The sequence below is a fragment of the Granulosicoccus antarcticus IMCC3135 genome (assembly GCF_002215215.1).
Lineage (GTDB): Bacteria > Pseudomonadota > Gammaproteobacteria > Granulosicoccales > Granulosicoccaceae > Granulosicoccus > Granulosicoccus antarcticus.
Window position 1 is genome coordinate 4326785 of the sequence record NZ_CP018632.1, and the last position, 20458, is coordinate 4347242.

A 20458-nucleotide genomic window follows, 5' to 3' on the forward strand; every position below is an offset into this window, starting at 1 on the left:
GTTCGTTAGCCTTCCTTCTCGATTAGTTCGAGGTTGCTGCGCAGTACCGTTCCGTAGTCGTACTTACCAGAACATACAAATGCGCACAGCGCGAGGTCTTCCTCATCGAGCTCAAGACAGCCCAGCTTCTGTGCCATGTCGGAGTCTCCTACCAACAGCGAGCGAAGCAGCTGAGTGGGCAGAATGTCCATCGGCATGACTCGTTCGAAATTGCCGGTTGGCACCATGGCACGCGGGCTGCCGTTCGTCGATGTATGAAAGTCGAACGACGAGTTGTCGCGTTTGAAACTGGAAAAGAGGACATTGGTGATCGAGAATTTATTGCTGGCCGGATTGATCCAACCGAGTAATTCTCGTTCGCGCCCTTCTGCCAGCACCGAAATCTGAGTGTGATAACGACCGAGGTAAGCCGTCTTGTTAGCTGCCCGTCGACCCGAAAGCACAGAGCCAGAAATGATTCGACATTCGACTTTTTCAAGTTCTTCATGAATCAGATCCTGCGTACTGGCACCCAGACGAGTGCGCAGCAGACGAGGCTTGTTCACCACAGGCCCAGCTAGTGCAATGACACGCTCTAGCCACAACTTGCCTGTTGTAAACAGCTTGCCAATGGCGATGACATCCTGATAACCAATGTGCCACACCATTCGCGATTCGTTAACGGGGTGCAGATAATGAATATGCGTACCGGGCAAGCCGGCAGGATGTGGACCAGAGAAATCCGTTACGCGAACACCAGCACCGTGTGTCGATGGCAGGTTTTCAGGCACAGCAATGGATCCACCTTCTGCCTTGCAGACATGCACAGGGCCGTCGGTCAGCTTGGTGAGTACTTTCAATCCATTCGAGAAATCTTCGGCATGCTCTGCCAGCATCACTTGCGGATCAGCGGCCAGTGGATTGCTATCCATGGCCGAGACAAAAATAGCCTCAGCACTTGATGTCGAGTGCGGCACTTTACTGTAGGGCCGAGTTCGAAAGGCAGTCCAGAGACCGCTGTTACACAATGCCTCCCGCACCGCTTCGCCTTCAACACCGATCAGTGCATCAGATGCCACCGGATCGATAATCGTGACATCCCTATCTTCGTTGTCATCCAGACGAATAACAACCGACTGGAGTACACGGCGAGAACCGCGATTAATGGATTCGACAATACCAGACCCAGGTGCCGTGAACTTGGCAGCTGGATCGTACTTGTCTGTAAACAAAGGCTGGCCCACGGTGACATGGTCACCTTCGGCTACAGCCATCGTTGGTCGCAGGCCGATGTAATCTCGGCCTATCAGAGCGACCGATTTTATCGGTTGCCCTTCGTGTATTTTCTGTTCGGGCTTGCCTTCAATTGGCAGGTCAAGACCCTTGTCGATGCGTATCGCACTCATCGTTGCTCGCCCCGGCAGGTTGAGCAACGCAGCACTAGACCCCAGATTGGCAAAGAAACGCTCCTCTTGGTAAATCGTGGTGTGTTGATGCTGCACGACCCGCGACGGAATCGAGCTGCGCTGGTAATAAATAGAACGTCCGTATCTTACCCTGCTTAAGTTCAGAAGTGGTAGTTACAACGGACAGGCCGTTACGTTAACGGCTACCTACCGAGCATACTGAAGCACTCTGACGGTTACAACTGCAATGCGTCCGTAGCACTTGCAATATTTGCCTCGTCGATAAATACAGCCATCGACGACGCCTCTTTCAAATCAACAATTTAGCAAGGCGAAGACCTTCGATTTGAAATGCCGTGACTCTAGTGATGAGCCTCCAACCCCTGACAACACAGCATCGAGCACCTTGTACAGAGGTGGTATCGAGTTGGATTATTGCCAGTAAGATGCAATGCTTCGCCCTGGATATGTCTGCATTTGATCCCCTCGAACAAAGCCTGCCGCAGTTGGCATCAGGCACAAATATGCAGCTTTACCAAGCACGTACTCTTTACAAATTATTCCTCCTGATCAATAGTAACGTGACTGCCTGACAAAACCCGATTGCAGATTCACCACTGCAACTGTCATGGCATGACCAGAAACTGAAACGGCCCACGCCGTCAAACATGAGGAAGGAAGAGCACATGAAATTACCATCGTCCTTACTGGCTACCGCTGTCGGTATAGCACTAACACTTCCTCAGCTGGCAACAGCTGACACCTCGGGTATGAGCATCGCTCTTTCCAATAACTATGCTGGCAATTCCTGGCGACAGGCCATGCTGGAAGTCTGGGAAACCAATGCCAAGGAAGCCGTGGATAGCGGCGTGGTCAAGGCGGCAGATACCTTCACGACCTCTGAGAATCAAGCCACCGAACAAGCAGCACAGATTCAGAATTTGATCCTGCAAGGTTATGACGCCATTGTCGTCAATGCAGCGTCACCCACAGCTATCAATGGTGCTGTCAAAGAGGCTTGCGATGCCGGCATCAAGGTCATCTCATTTGATGGCATCGTGACGGAACCCTGCGCCTGGCGTATAGCCGTGGATTTCAAGAAGATGGGCAGCGACCAGGTGAAGTACCTGACAGAGCGCTATCCGGACGGCGGCAACCTGTTGGAAATTCGCGGGCTGGCAGGCGTCTTTGTCGATGACGAGATTCACGCAGGCATTGAAGAGGAAATCAAGAATACGAACCTTACGATCGTTGGCTCGGTGCATGGCGACTGGGCTCAGGATGTTGCTCAAAAGGCGGTAGCAGGCATTCTGCCCAGCATGCCGGAGATCATTGGTGTCGTCACTCAGGGCGGCGATGGTTATGGGGCGGCCCAGGCTATTGCAGCCAGCGACAGAAGCATGCCGACCATCATCATGGGCAATCGTCAGGACGAACTGCAATGGTGGTCAGAACAGAAAGCTGACAACGGCTACGAAACCTACTCGGCCTCTATCGCCCCTGGTGTCAGCGCCCTGGCCTTCTGGGTTGCACAGCAGATCCTTGATGGCCAGGAGGTTCCCAAAGATCTGGTTGTCCCTATCCATACCGTCGTAGCAGATACGCTGGCCGAGTCTCTGGCAGGCACTCCGAAAGGCTCTGTGGCCAATGTGTCCTACACACTTGACGATGCCAAGCAGACCATTTCCGATGCCAAAGGAAGCTAGCTAACACAGGGCTTCGCTCCAAGTGCGGCCGGTCCAGATGTATCGGATCGGCCGCACCGCTTTTGCGCCTCCTGAATCCGAGACACCTCTTTGAGGAGCGCCTGGCCAATGCCATTGGCGCTTCAACTCCACCTGCCACGTTGACTTGATGAACAATGCAATACCGGAGACACCCGCCTCCACCGCGCCGTTGGTGCACCTGGATGCCGTACAGAAACACTTCGGCAAACTACAAGCGCTCAAAGGCATCACCCTGAGCATCTCGGCAGGAGAATGCCTGGGACTGGTAGGTCATAACGGTGCCGGTAAATCAACGCTCGTCAAAATCATCAATGGCAGGCTATCGCCGACCCTGGGCGCAATTAGTTATCGCGGAGCTGCCAGCTCGAATGCGGTTGCCGGCAATGCTGAACAAGCGCGGGCAGCAGGCATTCGCAGTGTCTTTCAGGAACTCTCTCTGTGCCCTAACCTGACGGTACTGGAAAACTATCGCATACCGTTTCGCGACATGCCGCGCCTGGGCTGGCGAGGCGTGGCAAGCACGCGCGTCATGAAATCACTGGACACCATCTTTCCAGGCCATTCCATCCAGGCAGGTAATACGGTTGAAGATCTGAGTATTGCCGAGCGCCAGATGGTCGAGATTGCCATCGCTTTTTCCGAGCGCAAAGAGCCAGCCTCACTGATGATCCTGGATGAGCCAACCTCCTCGCTTGATGCGGCCATTGCCAGGCAACTACTGGACTATATAAACACCTTCTGCCGCGCGGGCGGCTCGGTCATCTTCATCTCTCATATGCTGGGGGAGATATTCGATGTCGCCTCACGCATCATCGTCATGAAAGACGGCACCATCACCGACGATCGAGCCACCGCAGACTTCAACCGTCAGAGCCTGGTCGACGCCATGGGCCATGTCATCCCCGAGGGTAAAGCAGCCGAGCAATCAGGCGTCCGGACTCTGGGCGAGCAGGTACTGAGTACCGAAGGCGGACTGAACGCCAGAAAACACGAAATTGTCGGACTGGCAGGTCTTGCCGGTCATGGCCAGACCCACGCACTGGCCACCTACTACCTGGACAGCACCTCACGCTGGAGAGGCTCCCGCAACTCCCAGGTCGTCTTTGTCGCTGGCGATCGCGCCCGTGACGGACTGATGCCTCTATGGTCGATTCTGCAGAACCTGAGCTTGAAAACACTGATCGAGTTTGGCACAGGCTTTCTCATTGATCGCAAGCGAGAGCAACAACTCGCCGTCGACTGGAAACAGAAGATCGGCATCCGCACGGATGATCTTGATAGCCCGATCCTGTCCCTCTCGGGCGGCAATCAGCAAAAGGTCCTGTTTGCCAGAGCACTGGCCTCCACCGCCCCCATAGTCGTCATGGACGATCCGATGCGCGGCGTGGATGTGGGCACCAAGAAGGATGTCTACGCCATGATCCAGCAAGAAGCTGCCAAAGGCCGCACCTTCTTGTGGTACTCCACCGAGACCGATGAAATTCTGGAATGCGACCGGGTGTTCGTCTATCGCGATGGCCAGATATCCGCCGAACTGATTGGTGAAGACATTACCGAGGAAAATATCCTGACCGCCTCTTTTGGCATGAAGGAGAGCGCCGCATGAATATGAATCGCGATCATTTCAGAATTCTGTTACCGGTCTTGTCACTGGCGGTTCTGCTAGCCGGCGTCTTCTACCTACAACCACGAGCCATGAGTTACTTCGGCTTGAACCTGTTGTTCAATCTGGCCGTACCGGTAGCGCTGGCAACGATTGCCCAGATGATGATCATCATGGTCAATGACATCGATCTGTCCATCGGCACCTTTGTCAGCTTTTGCGCCTGCGTAACCGCCACCTTCGTGGTGGATACCCCCCTGTTTGGTTACCTGATTCTGCTCATGGCGATCGGCGCCTATGCTGCCATTGGTGCACTGATTCATCACAAGAACCTGCCAGCCATTGTCGTCACCCTCGGCACCTCGTTCATCTGGGGTGGCCTGGCAATCCTGATTCTGCCATCGCCCGGCGGCTCATCACCCGAATGGCTGCATGCCATCATGAAATCCAAACCACCACTGGTACCGATGGCTATCATTGCCTCGGTGATCATCGGTGTGCTCACGCATCTGCTGATCAAGCGATCCTCCTTTGGCGTGCTGCTTCGAGGTGTCGGGGGTAATGATCGAACTCTGTCCCGGGCTGGCTGGTCAGTGCTCAAACTCAAGGCCAGCGCCTATGGCCTGGCAGGCTTGTTTGGTGTGCTTTCGGGCATGGCACTCATCGGCCTGACTACCTCGGCCGATGCCAATATTGCCTTACGCTATACCTTGCTCTCGGTGGCGGGTGTGATTCTGGGTGGCGGTGAGTTTACCGGCGGTCGCGTCTCACCCATTGGTGCCGTGATCGGCGCTCTGACACTCACCCTGGCAGCCAGCTTCCTGTCATTCCTCAAGCTCTCACCTGACTGGCAAATTGGTTCACAAGGAGCCATCCTGATTCTGGTGCTCGCTGCTCGCCTGGCTTTCACAAGAAAGGCGGCACAGCAATGACCAATCAGGCAGCAGCACCACTGACTCGCCAGAGTAAAAACCCTTTGTCACTATTCAATAAACCATGGATCTGGGCCTATGTGGCAGCCGCCGCCGCCTTTCTTGGCACCATGGCCATCTCTGGTGGTCAGGGCGCAGGCTCGCTGTTCTACACCGCAATGACATTCGCCTCGTTTGCAGCGATTGTCGGCGTTGGCCAGATGCTGGTCATAACCCTGGGACCCGGCAACGTAGACCTGTCCATCCCCTCCAGCATGACACTGGCCGCCACACTCGCCCTCAAGGTCATGAACTCCGAACCCAATATGGTTTTGATTGGATTGACCACCGCATTGCTGGTGGGCCTTGGTTGCGGCATCTTCAACTTCAGTCTTATTATCCTGCTACGCATCCCGCCTATCATCGCCACCCTGTCCTCCTCCTTTATCTTCCAGTCCCTGGCCATCTGGTCAAACCGCGGCTTGCGAATCAAGCCACCGGAGTCCATGTCGCAGTTTGTGACCGGCGGTGTGCTAGGCATACCGAACGTAGCCCTGGTCGGCATTGCCATCGCCATCGCCGTCTGGGTGGTACTGGAGCGAGGCATTGCCGGTCGCTGGATTATGGCCATTGGCCAGAACATGCGAGCCGCCAGCTTCAGTGGCATACCGGTTAACACCGTACGTTTCGCCGTCTATGTCAGCTGTGCTGTACTAGCCTCCATCGCAGGTTTTCTGCTAGCCAACTTCTCCGGTGGTGCCGCCCTGAATATGGGCTCTGAATACATGCTGATGTCCATAGCCGTTGTGGTTATCGGCGGCAGCTCGATTGCCGGTGGTAATTCAAACGTACCCGGCATCTGGGGCGCTTCCTTGTTCATGTTTTTAGTGGTGTCGATGCTTAACTCCTATGGGCTGGGAGCTGGCGTTAGACTTATCATGACGGGAATTATCATTGTGGCGGTGGTGTCGCTGGCGAGTAAGCGTGGGGAGGTGCGTTGAAGTCTGGTGCCCTACCCTTGGGATCTTGGCGCAGTGATATGTCTATGCTATCGACAGGTTGTTGGTCATATGTTTAAAAAACGGTGGAATTTCGACATGTTTTTGAAAGGTGTCGGATAGTGCATTGGATTTTGGGTGTGTAGAGAGATTGGTATTCCGGTGCTTTGGATTTTTGGGTCAGCATTTATTGTTATCGAAATATCCTTTTGATTCGGGGGAAAGCATTGAACTCGCTAAAATTGGAGAGCTTGATTTGCAAAGTGCTGACACTCTGATAGTGGGTTTTGATTAATCGGCAATATTTTACATAATGATGATTATGCACAATAATACAAGCTCGACCCTTTACGCTGTATGGAGCCTAAATGTTCGCTATTTAGCCTTTTGCGTCACGGCCTAGCGTACGTTTCCGGGCGATTGGACTTCAGACCCATATTTTTGGCCGTTTGATATTTAAATTCCGTATTTCAAATCCCTGCTACACTCTGCCAAAAATTACCCACGAAAAATTTAAAAACAGTCTGCCCATATAGCCATCAATAATATCTCGGCGCTGCACAGCGCGATTGCTCTGAACGCAGATCAGCGTCGTTCACATAGCTTGAGAACTACGTAAGGCGGCAGAGTTGGAACGGCAGCCGGAGTTGGATTATTATTCGGCTTCGTTTCGTGGTCAGTGTACTCTCCAGGATGGTGATTAACGGAGAACGGCTGAAGCATAGGATGGCCCCCACGACCTTGTATCACGATATTGAAGGTTTTCCCAGAAGGGTGGGTATGGGGTGGAATATTTCCCACAGTCAAAGTGACGAATTCGGCGCCCCCGGTCGCGCCTACGCTGGCAAACGCTCCTGCTCCGCTTAGTCCAAACACAGTACGACCCGCCCCCGGTGCGAAATCACTCCACCCATCCGGGCATTCAATTCTATTGAAAGCCATCACAGCTCCTCGCGGCACTGCTACTGCAAGTGCTTCTTTAGCCTGAAATGCTGCTTCGACAGCTTTTTGTACGCATTCGTTTATATCACCACAATCTGGTTGCGCAAAGACACGCGGTGAAACACTTACCGCCACAGTCAGTAATGCTACAGCTATCCAGTTCTTCATGGATTTTACACTCCTCTGTTAAGCCACTTCCAAGGACGGGCTTTTCTTTTATATATGAGTTCAACTTTATATAGTTCGTCATACACTCGACTGTCCCCTCGATAGTGGCATCTTGCGCGATCGGCTAACCGCTGCACCTCTGCATACGCATCAACTAAAATCACTGGAGAGCTATCCAAGTCGATTTCTGAGATTCTTTGGTCGTATAGTGCTCGCGCTTGCCGGAATCCCTTTATAGGCGAAGGTATATGGCTAGAGTCCAACTTGATCTCGCCGATTTTCAATCCAAACACTGTGAATCGCGGCCGGCTAGCGCCTAAATCATTCAACGAATCTGCAACTGTCTGTCGAAATTCCCTTCCCGTTACAACTACAGAGCACCTCAGAATACTTTGTGTTTCTGAAAAGAATGTTTTTTGAATTGTTTCGAGACGATCAAAAGATACACTAACACCGTCAATCAGCGCTTTACGTTCGGCAGTCGCCCAATTGCGCGTCTCGTTTAACGCAGTGTCAACCGCTGCAATATGTTCGGCTGTCATCTTGTCGCCTTTATCAAGCAACCGCTCAGCGTGAATAGTCATAATCTCGATCGATTGCAACGCTTTTTCAGATGTACTGTCCAACTTGATTGGGTCGGTCAAAATTCCTGTGAAATCCTCCCATGGCCCGGCTTGAGCGACTGGCGAAACCGACACGAGCAATCCAACTAGTGAAAATAAAAGCACTTCACGCATACGAGTTCCTCCAGTGAATTCTGCGAGAACCTACCACCAGTAGAATCACTTACTGCTATCACAGTCGATGATACGATCACACAACTCTTGAGAATAAGCAACACTAGCATCGTCGGACACAGCTATTGCAAGTTGACGCTGGGCGCTGCCGATTCTTAACTCCCCATAGATAAGAGGAAGATTAAATTCCACCATGGCTGAATCGCAGACGCTCCAGCTACCAGAGTTTATTCCCATGCGAATCCCCATATTTTTACACAATCCTCACCCGAACCACCATCTAATTTAATATAAATACTCCCTTTAACATTCCAGCCACTCCAAGCAGTGATATTTTGCCCGGGTTGAAAAATTTTTATTATTGCATCCTGACTTTCGTCAGCAGCTTGTGCGGAGAACGTGATAAATAAAATCAATACAGGGCTGCGACACCACCCCAAATTTACGTGGTGAATTCGCCTGCTATGATTTCTCATTTCCTATAATCCTCTTGCTAAAGGCTATTTCCGCTCTTGGCCGATTCCAGACGGTCAGTGGCTGCCTGATCCGGGGCAGTTAAGCCTTGATTGAAAGCTCTGGATCATGTTGAGTTATTCTGCCAGAAAAGCGCATGTTCATTGACTCTTGAGAGGCTACTCCACATGATCTGGAACTCAATCCGCTTCATGTTGAGCACAACGTGATTGCGATTCCTCTATCGCCCCTTAACAGTCGTTAACACCCGTATTGCTCCTTGTAAATTCGGCCATATCAAAGTTGGCTCGAGTGATCAGAAGACTAGATATTCGATCACTCGGTCAGGAACCGATATGTTGCTATTAACTGCAATGCTATTCAAAAACACCAAAGAGCCCCGCCAAGAAGAGACAGTCCGGCGAAATTATTTATCGCCAGCATTGCTCCAAGAAGCAACGGTATCCAAGACACTTTAGCAAGATATTTATACCCACCTTGCGGTATTTTCGGTTTATTTGGACGAGCGACTAACATGTACTTGCCGCTCCAGCTCCGGCACCAGCAATAGCGCCAATTACCCCGCACCAAACTGTTCCTACTATGGGTATCACCGTGCCCGCGCCCGCACCAGTAAAACCACCCAATATTCCGCCGCCAATAAAAGCGACAGCGCATTTCAACTTACCCTTCCTAATCTTTACCGCTCATGAGACTGGCCTCTAGCTGTCTTTCCGATATAAAGGAATGGCAAGCGTGATAGTTGTCGTAGGTGTTTATCTTGAGTGAAATCATGCACTCGCGCAAGCTACTCCATTGTATAGGGGCCTTGAACTTCAACCGACCAGAGATGTATCCTAAGTGTAGCGGCCCGATCTGGCAAAATCAGCCAGTTTGCGTCCCACAATGGGATTGTAGGACAGTGACTATATCTATTCAGCGTCCAACTTGACACTTTTTGGCGTTCTGCCTTCGTTAGAGTACTTTCCTGCGCGGTTGAGATTCAATGTCCTCTACCAGTCGATTTAAGAGACAGTTTTCTATTGTTCGCGTACGTTTTCGTACCGCTGGACTCCAGCCCCCTATACCGAGCTCGGCATAAACAACTATCCTGACAAGTCGTGTACGTGAGAACAGTTCACGTGAAAACGTAAATACATGGTGGGGAAGAGCCTGCGGCGACGTTATATAAATAGGGATAGACGCTTGAAAAGGCCAATATTTCAACATGAGTATGTGAGAGGATATAGTTATGAGAAGAGCAGGCACTTGCTTAATCTTATACTCGCTGTTATCACCGCCAGTCTTGGCTCAGGCAGGCTCGTTTGCAGTAGACAGTTGCGAGGCTGTAGTTGCCGCCGATGTAAATAACGATGGTAAGACGGATCTACTTTGTCCGTACGACTATGGGAATGCAAAGACCAGAACTTTTGTGCAGCTGTCGGGCGGTACGACATCAAGTGCCTGGACACCCTGGTCGCCTGATCATGGGGCTGGCTCGTTTGCTGTTGGTAGCTGCAGAGATATCGTTGCAGGTGACGTGAATGGAGACGGTAAGACGGATCTACTTTGTCCGTACGACTATGGGAATGCAAAGACCAGAACTTTTGTGCAGCTGTCGGGCGGTACGACATCAAGTGCCTGGACACCCTGGTCGCCTGATCATGGGGCTGGCTCGTTTGCTGTTGGTAGCTGCAGAGATATCGTTGCAGGTGACGTGAATGGAGACGGCAAGACGGATCTACTTTGTCCGTACGACTATGGGAATGCAAAGACCAGAACTTTTGTGCAGCTGTCGGGCGGTTCGACATCAAGTGAGTGGACACCCTGGTCGCCTGATCATGGGGCTGGCTCGTTTGCTGTTGTATACGACGCTCAATACCCGCGCATAGTTGCCGGGGAGCTAGTGCATTATAAAACAACCCTGCTCATCACTTCTGTTCAGGGTTCCAGGTTAGTTTGTTACCGATCCTCTGATTCGCGTGACACAGACTCAATCAACTGATAGGAAGGAATGGCCGTGTAGAAAGACGCGACGCCAGTCCTGATTTGACGGTCCGATCTGACGCCGCATCCCCAACCGTGTTTTCACACAGCCAAGTGAAGTATCGCACTTCATTAGGTTTCAATCCAGAGCTACCCGGCAGGGATTGCCGATGGACGACCTGGACACTGCACGGCGCTACCACTGCGCTCGTTGCCACCAACCGGTCATTATCTGCCGCCACTGTGATCGAGGCAATATCTACTGCTTCGATGGATGCGCCCAGGCTGCAAATAAAGAACGCTGCAAACGAAACGCAAAACGCTACCGACGCAGTCCTAAAGGCAGGCGTAGCACTGCCGCCCGTCAACGTCGTAACCGGTTGCGTAAAGCAATGCTTGAATCGGATCTCGAGTCGAGCAAACAACCCCCGCTCACGCTAAAGCCACCTGACTCAGAACCGAGTGCAACACCCTGCGATTCACCCATAGTAACGCACCGGGGTTCCGTCGAGGAGTCCGGCAGTGCTCCACTGATATCCAGGCCAACACAGTCTCGTTTTGTTTACTGCAACGGGTGTCAACGTGCCTGCAATGAGGCTATGAGAATCGATTTCCTGCGAACAACACGACATCACTCTCGACATCGGAATTACAAAGGGACACCACCATGACGATTCATGCTGAGTTGCATAGCCAGATTCTACGGCTTCACTTTGTCGAGCACTGGGGTGTCAATACCATCGCCCGCCAGCTGCATATTCATCACAGCGTGGTTGAACGTGTACTGAGCCAGGTTGGTGTGCCACAATCTGAGCGAACCGAGTCACGATCGATACGCGATCCCTACAACGACTTCATCGTAGCCACGCTGGACAAGTTCCCCGATCTGACCGCTACTCGCCTATATGTGATGGCATGTAATCGCGGGTATAACGGGTGTTCCAGTCACTTTCGTGCTCGCGTGGCGGAGCTGCGTCCCCGGAAAAATCCGGAGGCCTTCCAGCGTCTCAAGACTTTTCCAGGAGAACAAATGCAATGTGACTGGGGCTCATTCGGTCATCTGCAAATCGGCCGGGCCAAGCGTCCGTTGATGGCCTTTGTGATGGTGCTTTCCTGGAGCCGCATGATCTTCGTACGCTTCTATCTTAACGCACGCATGGAGAGTTTTCTGCGGGGACATGTTGCTGCCTTCGAGCATCTCGGCGTTGCTCGAGTTGTATTGTACGACAACCTGAAATCGGCTGTCATTCAACGCCACGGTGATGCGATCACATTCAATCCCGAACTGCTAAAACTCTCGGCACACTATCGTTTCGAACCGCGCCCCTGCGCACCGTACAGGGGGAATGAGAAGGGCCGAGTTGAAAGAGGAGTTCGTTTTATACGCGAGAATTTCTTTGCGGCCCGTGACTTCCGTGATCTGGATGATCTGAATAGACAGGCCGACCAATGGTGCACTGAGCACAGTACCCAACGCCCTTGCCAGGCGGATACATCAATCACGGTCGGTGAAGCGTTTGAAAAGGAGAAGGAGCACCTGATTGCATTACCGGACAATCCGTATCCAGCCGATGATCGGGTCAGTGTGTCCATCGGAAAAACACCGTACGCACGCTACGATCTCAACGATTATAGCTTGCCACACACTCATGTGCGTCGCGTGCTGACAGTACTTGCCTCGATGGGCACGGTGCGAATCACTGATGGTGCCAAGGTGATTGCCAGCCATGTTCGCAGTTATGGTAAAGGCGAACAGATTGAAGATCCTGCGCATCTGCAGGCACTCGTTAACTACAAGCGTCGGGGGCGTGCACACCGCGGCCAGGATCGGCTTTCGCAGTCTGCACCGAGCAGTACTGCACTACTGACACAAGGCGCCAAGCGTGGCTACCGGCCTAGCCAGGTGGTTGCCCAGCTACTGAACCTGCTGGACAGCTACGGGGCACAGGAGCTTGAACACGCCATTGCAGAGGCATTGAGACAACAGGTTCCACATCCCAATGCTGTGCGCATTGTGCTTGAACGACGGCGTGATGAGCACAACCGTCCACCACCACTGATCGTACCCTTGCCAGCTAACGCACGCGCTAATCACATTGTCGTGCGCCCGGGCTCATTGGATTGCTATGACCAGTTGAGCGACAACGACAACGACAACGACAACGACAACGACAACGACAACGACAATAGCGTGCCGGGAGAGACAGATGACGACTCCATTAAATAGTGAATTACAACAACGCGCCCTGGCCTTGAAACTTCATGGCCTTCTAGCACATTGGGATGAACTCTCAAAGGATCAGATTGCCTGGATCCCCTCTTTGCTGCAGTGGGAAGAGGTAGAACGAACACAGCGCGGCCTTGAACGACGTCTAAGCAGCGCTCACATTGGGCGCTTCAAGCCACTGGCAGACTTCGACTGGCAATGGCCTGAACAATGCGACAATGGCGCCATCTCGGAGCTGATGAATCTGGAGTTTATTCACGAGACAAGCAATATCATACTGATCGGTTCAAATGGCTTGGGCAAATCCACTGTGGCTCAAAACATCACGCATGAAGCGGTGATGCAAGGTCATACCGCGTTGTATGTCAATGCTGCCGAAATGCTTGGAGATCTGGCATCACAGGATGGTGATAACGCGTTGCGACGCCGGCTCAGATATTACGCTCACCCCTCATTGCTGGTCATTGATGAGTTGGGCTATCTGTCCTATGGCGATCGACATGCGGATCTTCTATTTGAGATCGTCAACCGTCGCTACGAGAAGAAGCCGATCATTGTTACTACCAACAAACCGTTTAGCGAATGGGCATCCATGTTCCCCAACAACGGCAGTGTGGTCTCCATTGTTGATCGACTGGTGCATCATTCAGAAATACTGGTGATCAAGGGTGAATCGTATCGAGTCCATGAGGCAAAAAAAAGAGCAGCTTCAAAGAAAGGGACCCGAGCCAAAGTGACAAGAACGCCCAAACCAAAAGGCAAAGACTCATGAACTCACGTTGTGTTGATGTGGCCTTCTACTGGACGCCAGAGGAAGCTGCCGCCATTGTTGATTATCTTGACCGTTTGCGCGATACGGTTTGGGAGCTCTACAGCGAGGACATCATAGAGTGCCGCACGCCGGAGCTTGATGAGCAATGTGATCCACGCCAGCGGCATCTTTGTTTTGACGATGAAATAGACCGAATGGCAGGGGATGATAAACAGGAATCGACCTCATGTAACCAGTCCGGTAGAACCTCACAAGAGCCGGGTGTGATGAACGACAAAACCAAACTATGGGACGCACTGCCATCAATCGACGCTCTGTCCTCACTGAGTGACGAGGATATCGGTGAAATGCATAATTTGCTCCGTGCGCTATTGCACGCCTGCGAAGAACTCTACAAGGATCCGATAAGGCGCATGGGCGAACAAAGACATCAAGAACTTCACCCCCCGTGGAAGCGTGGCCTGTCCCGATCGTCAATGCCCAACTGGGACGACGAGGACTTCTAACAAAGACATGCTTTTCTAGCATCTGGATCCTGCGGGGTCCAGTGTCAGGCAGTCTCATTTATTGAAAAACTCTCCGGCAAATAGCCGCGCTTTTGATCCAGCAAAGACAGCTGTTGGTAGCTGCAGAGATATCGTTGCAGGTGACGTGAATGGAGACGGCAAGACGGATCTACTTTGTCCGTACGACTTTGGGAAGGCAATGACCACAACCTTTGTGCAACTGTCGGGCGGTACGACATCAAGTGCGTGGACACCCTGGTCGCCTGATCATGGGGCTGGCTCGTTTGCTGTTGGTAGCTGCAGTGATATTGTTGCAGGCGACGTGAATGGAGACGGCAAGACGGATCTACTTTGTCCATACGACTATGGGAAGGAAGCAACCACAACCTTTGTGCAACTGTCGAGCGGTACGACATCAAGTGCGTGGACACCCTGGTCGCCTGATCATGGGACTGGTTCGTTTGCTGTTGGTAGCTGCAGTGATATTGTTGCAGGCGACGTGAATGGAGACGGCAAGACGGATCTACTTTGTCCATACGACTATGGGAAGGCCGCAACCACAACCTTTGTGCAATTGTCGGGCGGTATGACATCAAATGAGTGGACACCCTGGTCGCCTGATCATGGGGCTGACACGTTTGCTGTTCGTAGCTGTAAAGACATCGTTGCAGGCGACGTGAATGGAGACGGCAAGACGGATCTACTTTGTCCGTATGACTATGGGAAGGAAGCAACCACAACCTTTGTGCAACTGTCGGATGGTCCGACCTCCAGCACATGGACACCCTGGTCACCAGTGCATGCTAATACCATGATAGATTTTTGGGCAATGTTAGAACCAGGCATTGGTAAGACACGCGAGTGTAGTCAGAATAATAACTGTCACTCTAATCCAGCCTGTGAAATAAGAAAAAAACTACGCAAGCTCGACTGTGAGAGGATCAAGGTGAGTCATATTATTTCATCAGAGCCGACGGAAGCTGCTATACATGAATCCCGAAAGCAGATGTCCAACAGAAATCTAGATGTAATTCCAACAGCTGTCAGAGCAGAATTGCAAGCTTATTTCTCTTCCGACATACTAGATGAAGTTAGATACACTAGCGACTACTCAAACGTTCTCTCTATATCTCAATACGCTCTCGATTGGGCTGGTATGGATGCAATAGTATTTGGTCACATAGTTGTATTTCGAGAGTTATCAAATGCGCTTAATAACATGGGACTTTGGGCGCATGAGCTGGAGCATGTTAAGCAATATAAGAGATTAGGAATTGATGGATTTTCACAGTACTACACACATGCTTCCTCCAGAATTGAGGCTGCAGCGGAGGCTCAAAGGAAGTATATTTGTAGCCAATTGAATAGCTGCTGAATATTTTATAGCAGTGTATTGCAACTTTATTGAGCCGATGATTTCACATCTCACTTTTTCGATAAAAACTTGCTAGAAGGCAAGGCACTCATTTCCTTACCCAGTAGCAAATTGCCACAGAAAACTGGACTGCAGCTGCTGTGGGCTGGGAAGAGGCCAAGTGGTAGTCACCAGCGCAACATCCGCTTGCCAGCCAGCCGTTCGGAATTGACCGGCACTGATAGATGAACCCTTAGGGTGTCATTTCGCCCTCTCCCGCAATGGATCCCTTCTGTACGGCGATCATCACATTACCCTCTATACTGGCTCCCAGAACATAAGCGGGTGTGATTTTCCGTTCAGTGAGATTAAATATATGAAAACATTGACTTTGATGCCTCACTTTCAAGTGGCCATTAAAAGGCTCTGATCAGCTTCGACTTGTTGGTGCTTGTAGGCACGGAATTTCTTGGTGACTCCCTCCGGACTCGCCATCTGTTGGGCTTTCAGGTGCATATTCCGGAGCAACATGAACAGTCATTCTCGGCGTTTTTCAAGGTAGTTGTCGCTTTTTGTTTAAGCTGCTTTTCTAATCTCTTCAGTTCTTGTCGAATTTTCCGGATTCAGCGTCACAGGGCCGATCGGATTCCAGTTTCTTGTTGCACTTTTCCACCTCTCTGGTTTTGCCAATTTCTTTTTCTCATATAGCTCATGACGCTTCATCAAAATCTCTTTATCCTCGCCTCGATGACGCTGATCTGGGGTGACAAAATTGATTCGACTATGGCGGTGCTCGTGGTTGTACCACTGCACAAATTCTTGAACCCACTGTCGCGCAAGCTCTAACGATTTGAAGCCCTCTGATGGCCAGCGAGGACAGTATTTGACGGTTCGGAACAGAGACTCAATATACGGATTATCATTACTCACACCAGGGCGACTTCGAGAAGCCAGCACACCTAGGTCATACATTTTTGTCTGCATGGTCAGACACTTCATCGGGCTGCCATTGTCCGAATGCAATACCAAATTATCCCCTAGGTACTTTTCAGCTAATACCGTACGCTGAAGCAACTCAGCAGCAAGATCTCCGCTTTCCACGGCGTTGACTTCCCATCCAACAATCTTCCTGCTGTAGATGTCTTCAATCATATACAAGTAGAAAAATTGTCCGCGTACCTGCGACGTCATATGGCTTATGTCCCAACTCCAGACTTCGTTTGGTACATTGGCCGTATAGCTGGTAGGTTTTTTCAAACTTCCCTTAGGCTTGTCTCTTCCTCGATGCACTAACAATCCATTGGCCTTTAAAACTCGATTGAACGTAGACTCTGACGCAAGATATATTCCTCTATCAGCTAGGCGTGGCACGATCTGACTCGGTGGAGAGCTGGCAAATTCATCCGTGCAACAAATGTCGACTATTGCTCGTTGCTCTTCATCAGATAGCTTGTTCATCGGCACCGGTCTGATTGCAGAGGGTCGCAGATCTTCCGCAATCCCATCACTACTGCACCAGCGTTGAAGCGTTCTTATAGAGATGCAGGCCACCTCACACGCTTTGTGCTTGCGAGCTCCTGACTCCATCGCTTCATTGATCCATAGCACCATCTTCTGCCGCTTTGAAAGCGAGGTCATTCGCCCTCGTTTTCCTCCCAGAGGGCGTCCAACTTTTTTCGCAAAAGTAACAGCGCAGCTGCCTCCGCTAGTGCCTTTTCCTTGCGATCCAGTTCTTTCTCAAGCTCTTTGATTCGCTTTTTGTCGGCCTTAATGCTGTTATCTGTTTTCTTCGTCTGTTCGCTGTGTTTCATGTTTCCCTGTATGCAGGCATGCTTCCAGACTGCAACATGCTCCGGGTAGATACCCTTGGAACGGCAATACTCTCCCAGCTCGATCTCAGACATTAACGCTGATTCCAAGACGACCGCAAACTTCTGGTCAGGCGACCACTTATCTGAGGGTATGTCCTGCTGTTTTATCTGCGAATTTGAGTCTACCTGATAGTGTGTTTTCCATTTGTGTAATGTCGAGAAAGCAATGCCTTCTTCTATAGCAAACTGGCGCTCTGACAGCGTCGAACTTGCTAACTTCCTAATGACTGCTTGCTTGTATTCATCTGATGTACGCTCTCTCACAACTCATTCCTGCCGCCTCCTGCTTTTCCTCTAAAGGGGGCGACAACTATCCTGACACAGGGGGGTATGTAGATACGTTGAAATAGCAAACTCCTGCCACATGCTGCATTCCTCGCTATTCAGAGGAGATACAGCTAAATGATGAATATTTCTATTTTGAATGAATTGGTGAAACAACGGAACGAGTAATTTTAGTGCACTACAAGCCACCCCTTTTCGGTGCGCTGGGGGCTGAAACTCAGAATCCCTTCACCTTATTGCGCAAAGGGGAAAGCGTTTAAACGTTGTGCGCAGCATGACGATTTAACGCCCGTTGAACTGAGCCATCCGTCGTACAACCGGCACCGTCTATCTCTATAAGGAAATTGTATTCAGCTGCCTTGAGGTTTCAGCGTGAAAGGTGACCCTTCTTCGGTTTTTCGTCATCTGAGTACCTCCGCCGGATAAGAATATTAGCTGCCTACCAGGGCTGAATGCGTTCGATTTCACTCTCGATCAAGCCGTATCTTCACAACAGGCAATACCGTGGCACAGACCCTACCGGAGCGAGGTCTGACCTATCGTGCTGGCCTATCCTGTTGCGGTACGTCAGTGCATCGTTATCCCTTCCGTTGATCGTGAATGAGAAGATAAAGTAGAAAAATGGAGGTGGCCTTTTCGGCACCTCGGACACACGACGAAAGATCGGGCCGTGGTCATGTCAGATGCCTTGTTGCTGGCTCTGCGAGTGTATTGGCGCAGCTATCGACCACCGCACTGGCTATTTGAAGGCCAGAGCTCTGATCGACCTCTATCCGGTGCCGCCATACGCCGCGTATTCACAACCTCCAAAAGAAAAGCGGGTATCGAGAAAGTCGGTGGCATTCATTCCCTGCGTCACGCCTACGCCACTCACCAGCTTGAAGCAGGCATGCACATACACCAACTGCAACATCAGCTGGGACATCGCTCCATTCAATCCACACTGCACTACGTCCATTGGGTACCCAACTACCGTGAAGTCACTGAGGCCGGCATTGATCTGATTGCGGCACTGGAGCGAGTCGATGAATAATCCGTGCACCCTGAAATCAGTCTTGTTCCAGCATTTGCCACATTACCAACAGACTCACACCTTGAGCCCGCATCAGAGCCAGGTGTGCTCACATATCCTGACGTGCCATACACCGGCACTGGGTTCTGTGGCCGAGCAGCAGTGTGACCAGTGCGACTACACGCGGCCGTGTTACCACTCGTGTCGAGACCGGCATTGCCCAAGCTGCCAGCGCGATGCGTCACAAGCCTGGTGCGAACGACAACGTGAAGCGCAGTTGCCGGTCAACTACCACCATCTGGTGTTCACCCTGCCGTCGAGCTTGAATGCGCGGGTCTCATTGCACCCCGAGGTGATCTACCGGACTCTGTTTGAATCCGTCTGGAATACGTTGTCGCACTTCGGCAACGATCCAAAGCGCCTGAATGGGCAGATCGGAGCGACGATGGTGTTGCACACCTGGGGAGAGAACCTGAGCCGCCATGTCCATCTACACTGCCTGGTGCCAGGAGGGGCACCAATGGCATTCACTTAAGTGAAATATCGCCATTAGGATAACCGTAAGTCATTGATTTTTAGCTTCAACACCGCCAATTTATGCATTAAATGCGCTTAAGTGAATGCCATTGGGAGGGGCACTGGGATCTGATGGTGCCTGGCATGCTGCCAGCGAAACCTACCTGTTCCCGGTCAGGGCACTGTCTCGCCGGGTCCGGGGACGGATGGTCAGTGCATTACGCATCGCGGCCAATTAAGGGTGAGTTGCATCGAATCAAACATCCTGGCGAGATCGACCAGCGGCTGGATGAACTGATGAAACCGGACTGGGTGGTGTTCAGCAAACCCTGTCCAACCCACGCCGGCTCAGTCATCGACTACCTCGGACGTTACAGTCATCGGATTGCTATCAGTGATCAGCGTATCGTCAGCGTTGACAACGACCAGGTGAGATTCCAGTACAAGGACTACGCCGGTGGTGGAGAGCGGAAGACGATGGCACTGGATGCGATGGAATTCATCCGCCGCTACCTGTTGCACGTCTTGCCCAAGGGATTGATGCGTATCCGGCACTATGGCCTACTGGCGAATCGCTGCCGGCGCAAGAAAATCAAGTTGGTTCGTGAAGCGCTCAACGCGACAAATGACCCCGTGAAAGGACAAGAAAAACCGAGTACAACAAGCAGCAAAGACACAGTCGTCGTGTGCCCGAGGTGTCGGAAAGGCCACCTGCATTTTTCTACTTTATCTTCTCATTCAAGATCAACGGAAGGGATAACGATGCACTGACGTACCGCAACAGGATAGGCCAGCACGATAGGTCAGACCTCGCTCCGGTAGGGTCTGTGCCGCGGTATTGCCTGTTGTAAAGATACGGCTTGTTCGAGAGTGAAATCGAACGCATTCAGCCCTGGTAGGCAGCTAATATTCTTATCCGGTGGAGGTACTCAGATGGCGCAAAACCGAAAAAGGGTCACCTTTCACGCTGAAACCTCAAGGCAGCCGAATACAATTTCCTTATAG

The 20458-nt window shown here is 51.5% G+C and carries 16 protein-coding genes and 2 pseudogenes; 13 read left to right on the forward strand and 5 right to left on the reverse strand.

Annotated elements, in window-relative coordinates; all coding sequences use genetic code 11:
• Positions 1 to 5: 5 nt before the first annotated feature.
• The gene (locus IMCC3135_RS18685) at positions 6 to 1481 is read right to left on the reverse strand and encodes a Na(+)-translocating NADH-quinone reductase subunit A (protein ID WP_236994617.1); all 1476 of its coding nucleotides are present in this window, start codon (positions 1479 to 1481) and stop codon (positions 6 to 8) included.
• A gap of 590 nt (positions 1482 to 2071) precedes the next feature.
• Here IMCC3135_RS18685 and IMCC3135_RS18695 point away from each other — a divergent pair.
• From IMCC3135_RS18695 to IMCC3135_RS18710, 4 genes are all read left to right on the forward strand, one after another.
• On the forward strand, positions 2072 to 3091 hold the full coding sequence (locus tag IMCC3135_RS18695; protein ID WP_088918991.1) for an ABC transporter substrate-binding protein: 1020 nt from the start codon (positions 2072 to 2074) through the stop codon (positions 3089 to 3091).
• A gap of 148 nt (positions 3092 to 3239) precedes the next feature.
• The gene (locus IMCC3135_RS18700; protein ID WP_088918992.1) at positions 3240 to 4718 is read left to right on the forward strand and encodes an ATP-binding cassette domain-containing protein; all 1479 of its coding nucleotides are present in this window, start codon (positions 3240 to 3242) and stop codon (positions 4716 to 4718) included.
• Positions 4715 to 5647, forward strand: coding sequence for an ABC transporter permease (locus IMCC3135_RS18705; protein ID WP_205737604.1), 933 nt, complete (start codon positions 4715 to 4717; stop codon positions 5645 to 5647). The genes IMCC3135_RS18700 and IMCC3135_RS18705 overlap by 4 nt, the downstream gene beginning before the upstream one ends.
• Positions 5644 to 6627: an ABC transporter permease gene (locus IMCC3135_RS18710; protein WP_088918993.1), complete on the forward strand. Its 984-nt coding sequence runs from the start codon at positions 5644 to 5646 to the stop codon at positions 6625 to 6627. Before IMCC3135_RS18705 ends, IMCC3135_RS18710 begins: the two co-directional genes overlap by 4 nt.
• Before the next feature lie 582 nt (positions 6628 to 7209).
• On the opposite strand, the gene IMCC3135_RS18715 is transcribed toward IMCC3135_RS18710, so the two are convergent.
• The 3 genes from IMCC3135_RS18715 to IMCC3135_RS34210 all read right to left on the reverse strand — a co-directional run bounded on the left by IMCC3135_RS18715 (position 7210) and on the right by IMCC3135_RS34210 (position 8887).
• Positions 7210 to 7734, reverse strand: coding sequence for a hypothetical protein (locus tag IMCC3135_RS18715; protein ID WP_088918994.1), 525 nt, complete (start codon positions 7732 to 7734; stop codon positions 7210 to 7212).
• A 5-nt stretch (positions 7735 to 7739) separates the two neighbouring features.
• On the reverse strand, positions 7740 to 8471 hold the full coding sequence (locus IMCC3135_RS18720) for a hypothetical protein (protein WP_088918995.1): 732 nt from the start codon (positions 8469 to 8471) through the stop codon (positions 7740 to 7742).
• A 227-nt stretch (positions 8472 to 8698) separates the two neighbouring features.
• The gene (locus IMCC3135_RS34210; protein WP_169727491.1) at positions 8699 to 8887 is read right to left on the reverse strand and encodes a hypothetical protein; all 189 of its coding nucleotides are present in this window, start codon (positions 8885 to 8887) and stop codon (positions 8699 to 8701) included.
• Positions 8888 to 10176: 1289 nt separating this feature from the next.
• On the opposite strand from IMCC3135_RS34210, the gene IMCC3135_RS35600 reads away from it, so the two are divergent.
• The 5 genes from IMCC3135_RS35600 to IMCC3135_RS18745 all read left to right on the forward strand — a co-directional run bounded on the left by IMCC3135_RS35600 (position 10177) and on the right by IMCC3135_RS18745 (position 15790).
• Complete coding sequence (locus IMCC3135_RS35600; RefSeq protein WP_088918996.1) at positions 10177 to 10929, forward strand: FG-GAP repeat domain-containing protein; 753 nt, start codon at positions 10177 to 10179, stop codon at positions 10927 to 10929.
• 648 nt (positions 10930 to 11577) lie between these two features.
• Positions 11578 to 13137, forward strand: coding sequence for an IS21 family transposase (gene istA / locus IMCC3135_RS18730; RefSeq protein ID WP_088918997.1), 1560 nt, complete (start codon positions 11578 to 11580; stop codon positions 13135 to 13137).
• Entirely contained in the window at positions 13118 to 13909 is a 792-nt protein-coding gene (istB, locus tag IMCC3135_RS18735; protein WP_088918998.1) for an IS21-like element helper ATPase IstB, read from the forward strand. The genes istA and istB overlap by 20 nt, the downstream gene beginning before the upstream one ends.
• Positions 13906 to 14415, forward strand: coding sequence for a hypothetical protein (locus IMCC3135_RS18740; protein ID WP_088917073.1), 510 nt, complete (start codon positions 13906 to 13908; stop codon positions 14413 to 14415). Before istB ends, IMCC3135_RS18740 begins: the two co-directional genes overlap by 4 nt.
• Positions 14416 to 14476: 61 nt before the next feature.
• Positions 14477 to 15790: an FG-GAP-like repeat-containing protein gene (locus IMCC3135_RS18745; RefSeq protein ID WP_088918999.1), complete on the forward strand. Its 1314-nt coding sequence runs from the start codon at positions 14477 to 14479 to the stop codon at positions 15788 to 15790.
• 555 nt (positions 15791 to 16345) lie between these two features.
• Here IMCC3135_RS18745 and IMCC3135_RS18750 read toward each other — a convergent pair.
• Positions 16346 to 17904, reverse strand: a protein-coding gene (locus IMCC3135_RS18750; protein ID WP_418251401.1) for an IS3 family transposase whose coding sequence is annotated in 2 segments (ribosomal slippage) — positions 16346 to 17436 and positions 17436 to 17904 — 1560 coding nt in all. Because the reading frame shifts where the segments join, the coding sequence is not laid out codon by codon here.
• A 679-nt stretch (positions 17905 to 18583) separates the two neighbouring features.
• Here IMCC3135_RS18750 and IMCC3135_RS18755 point away from each other — a divergent pair.
• The 4 genes and pseudogenes from IMCC3135_RS18755 to IMCC3135_RS18765 all read left to right on the forward strand — a co-directional run.
• Positions 18584 to 18958 (forward strand): annotated as a pseudogene (locus tag IMCC3135_RS18755) (tyrosine-type recombinase/integrase); the annotation flags it as partial.
• Positions 18951 to 19445, forward strand: a pseudogene (locus IMCC3135_RS18760) (IS91 family transposase); the annotation flags it as partial. The pseudogenes IMCC3135_RS18755 and IMCC3135_RS18760, both read left to right, overlap by 8 nt.
• A 112-nt stretch (positions 19446 to 19557) precedes the next feature.
• Complete coding sequence (locus IMCC3135_RS35605) at positions 19558 to 19692, forward strand: transposase (RefSeq protein ID WP_157736105.1); 135 nt, start codon at positions 19558 to 19560, stop codon at positions 19690 to 19692.
• Complete coding sequence (locus IMCC3135_RS18765; RefSeq protein WP_157736107.1) at positions 19667 to 20224, forward strand: IS91 family transposase; 558 nt, start codon at positions 19667 to 19669, stop codon at positions 20222 to 20224. Before IMCC3135_RS35605 ends, IMCC3135_RS18765 begins: the two co-directional genes overlap by 26 nt.
• Positions 20225 to 20458 lie beyond the last annotated feature (234 nt).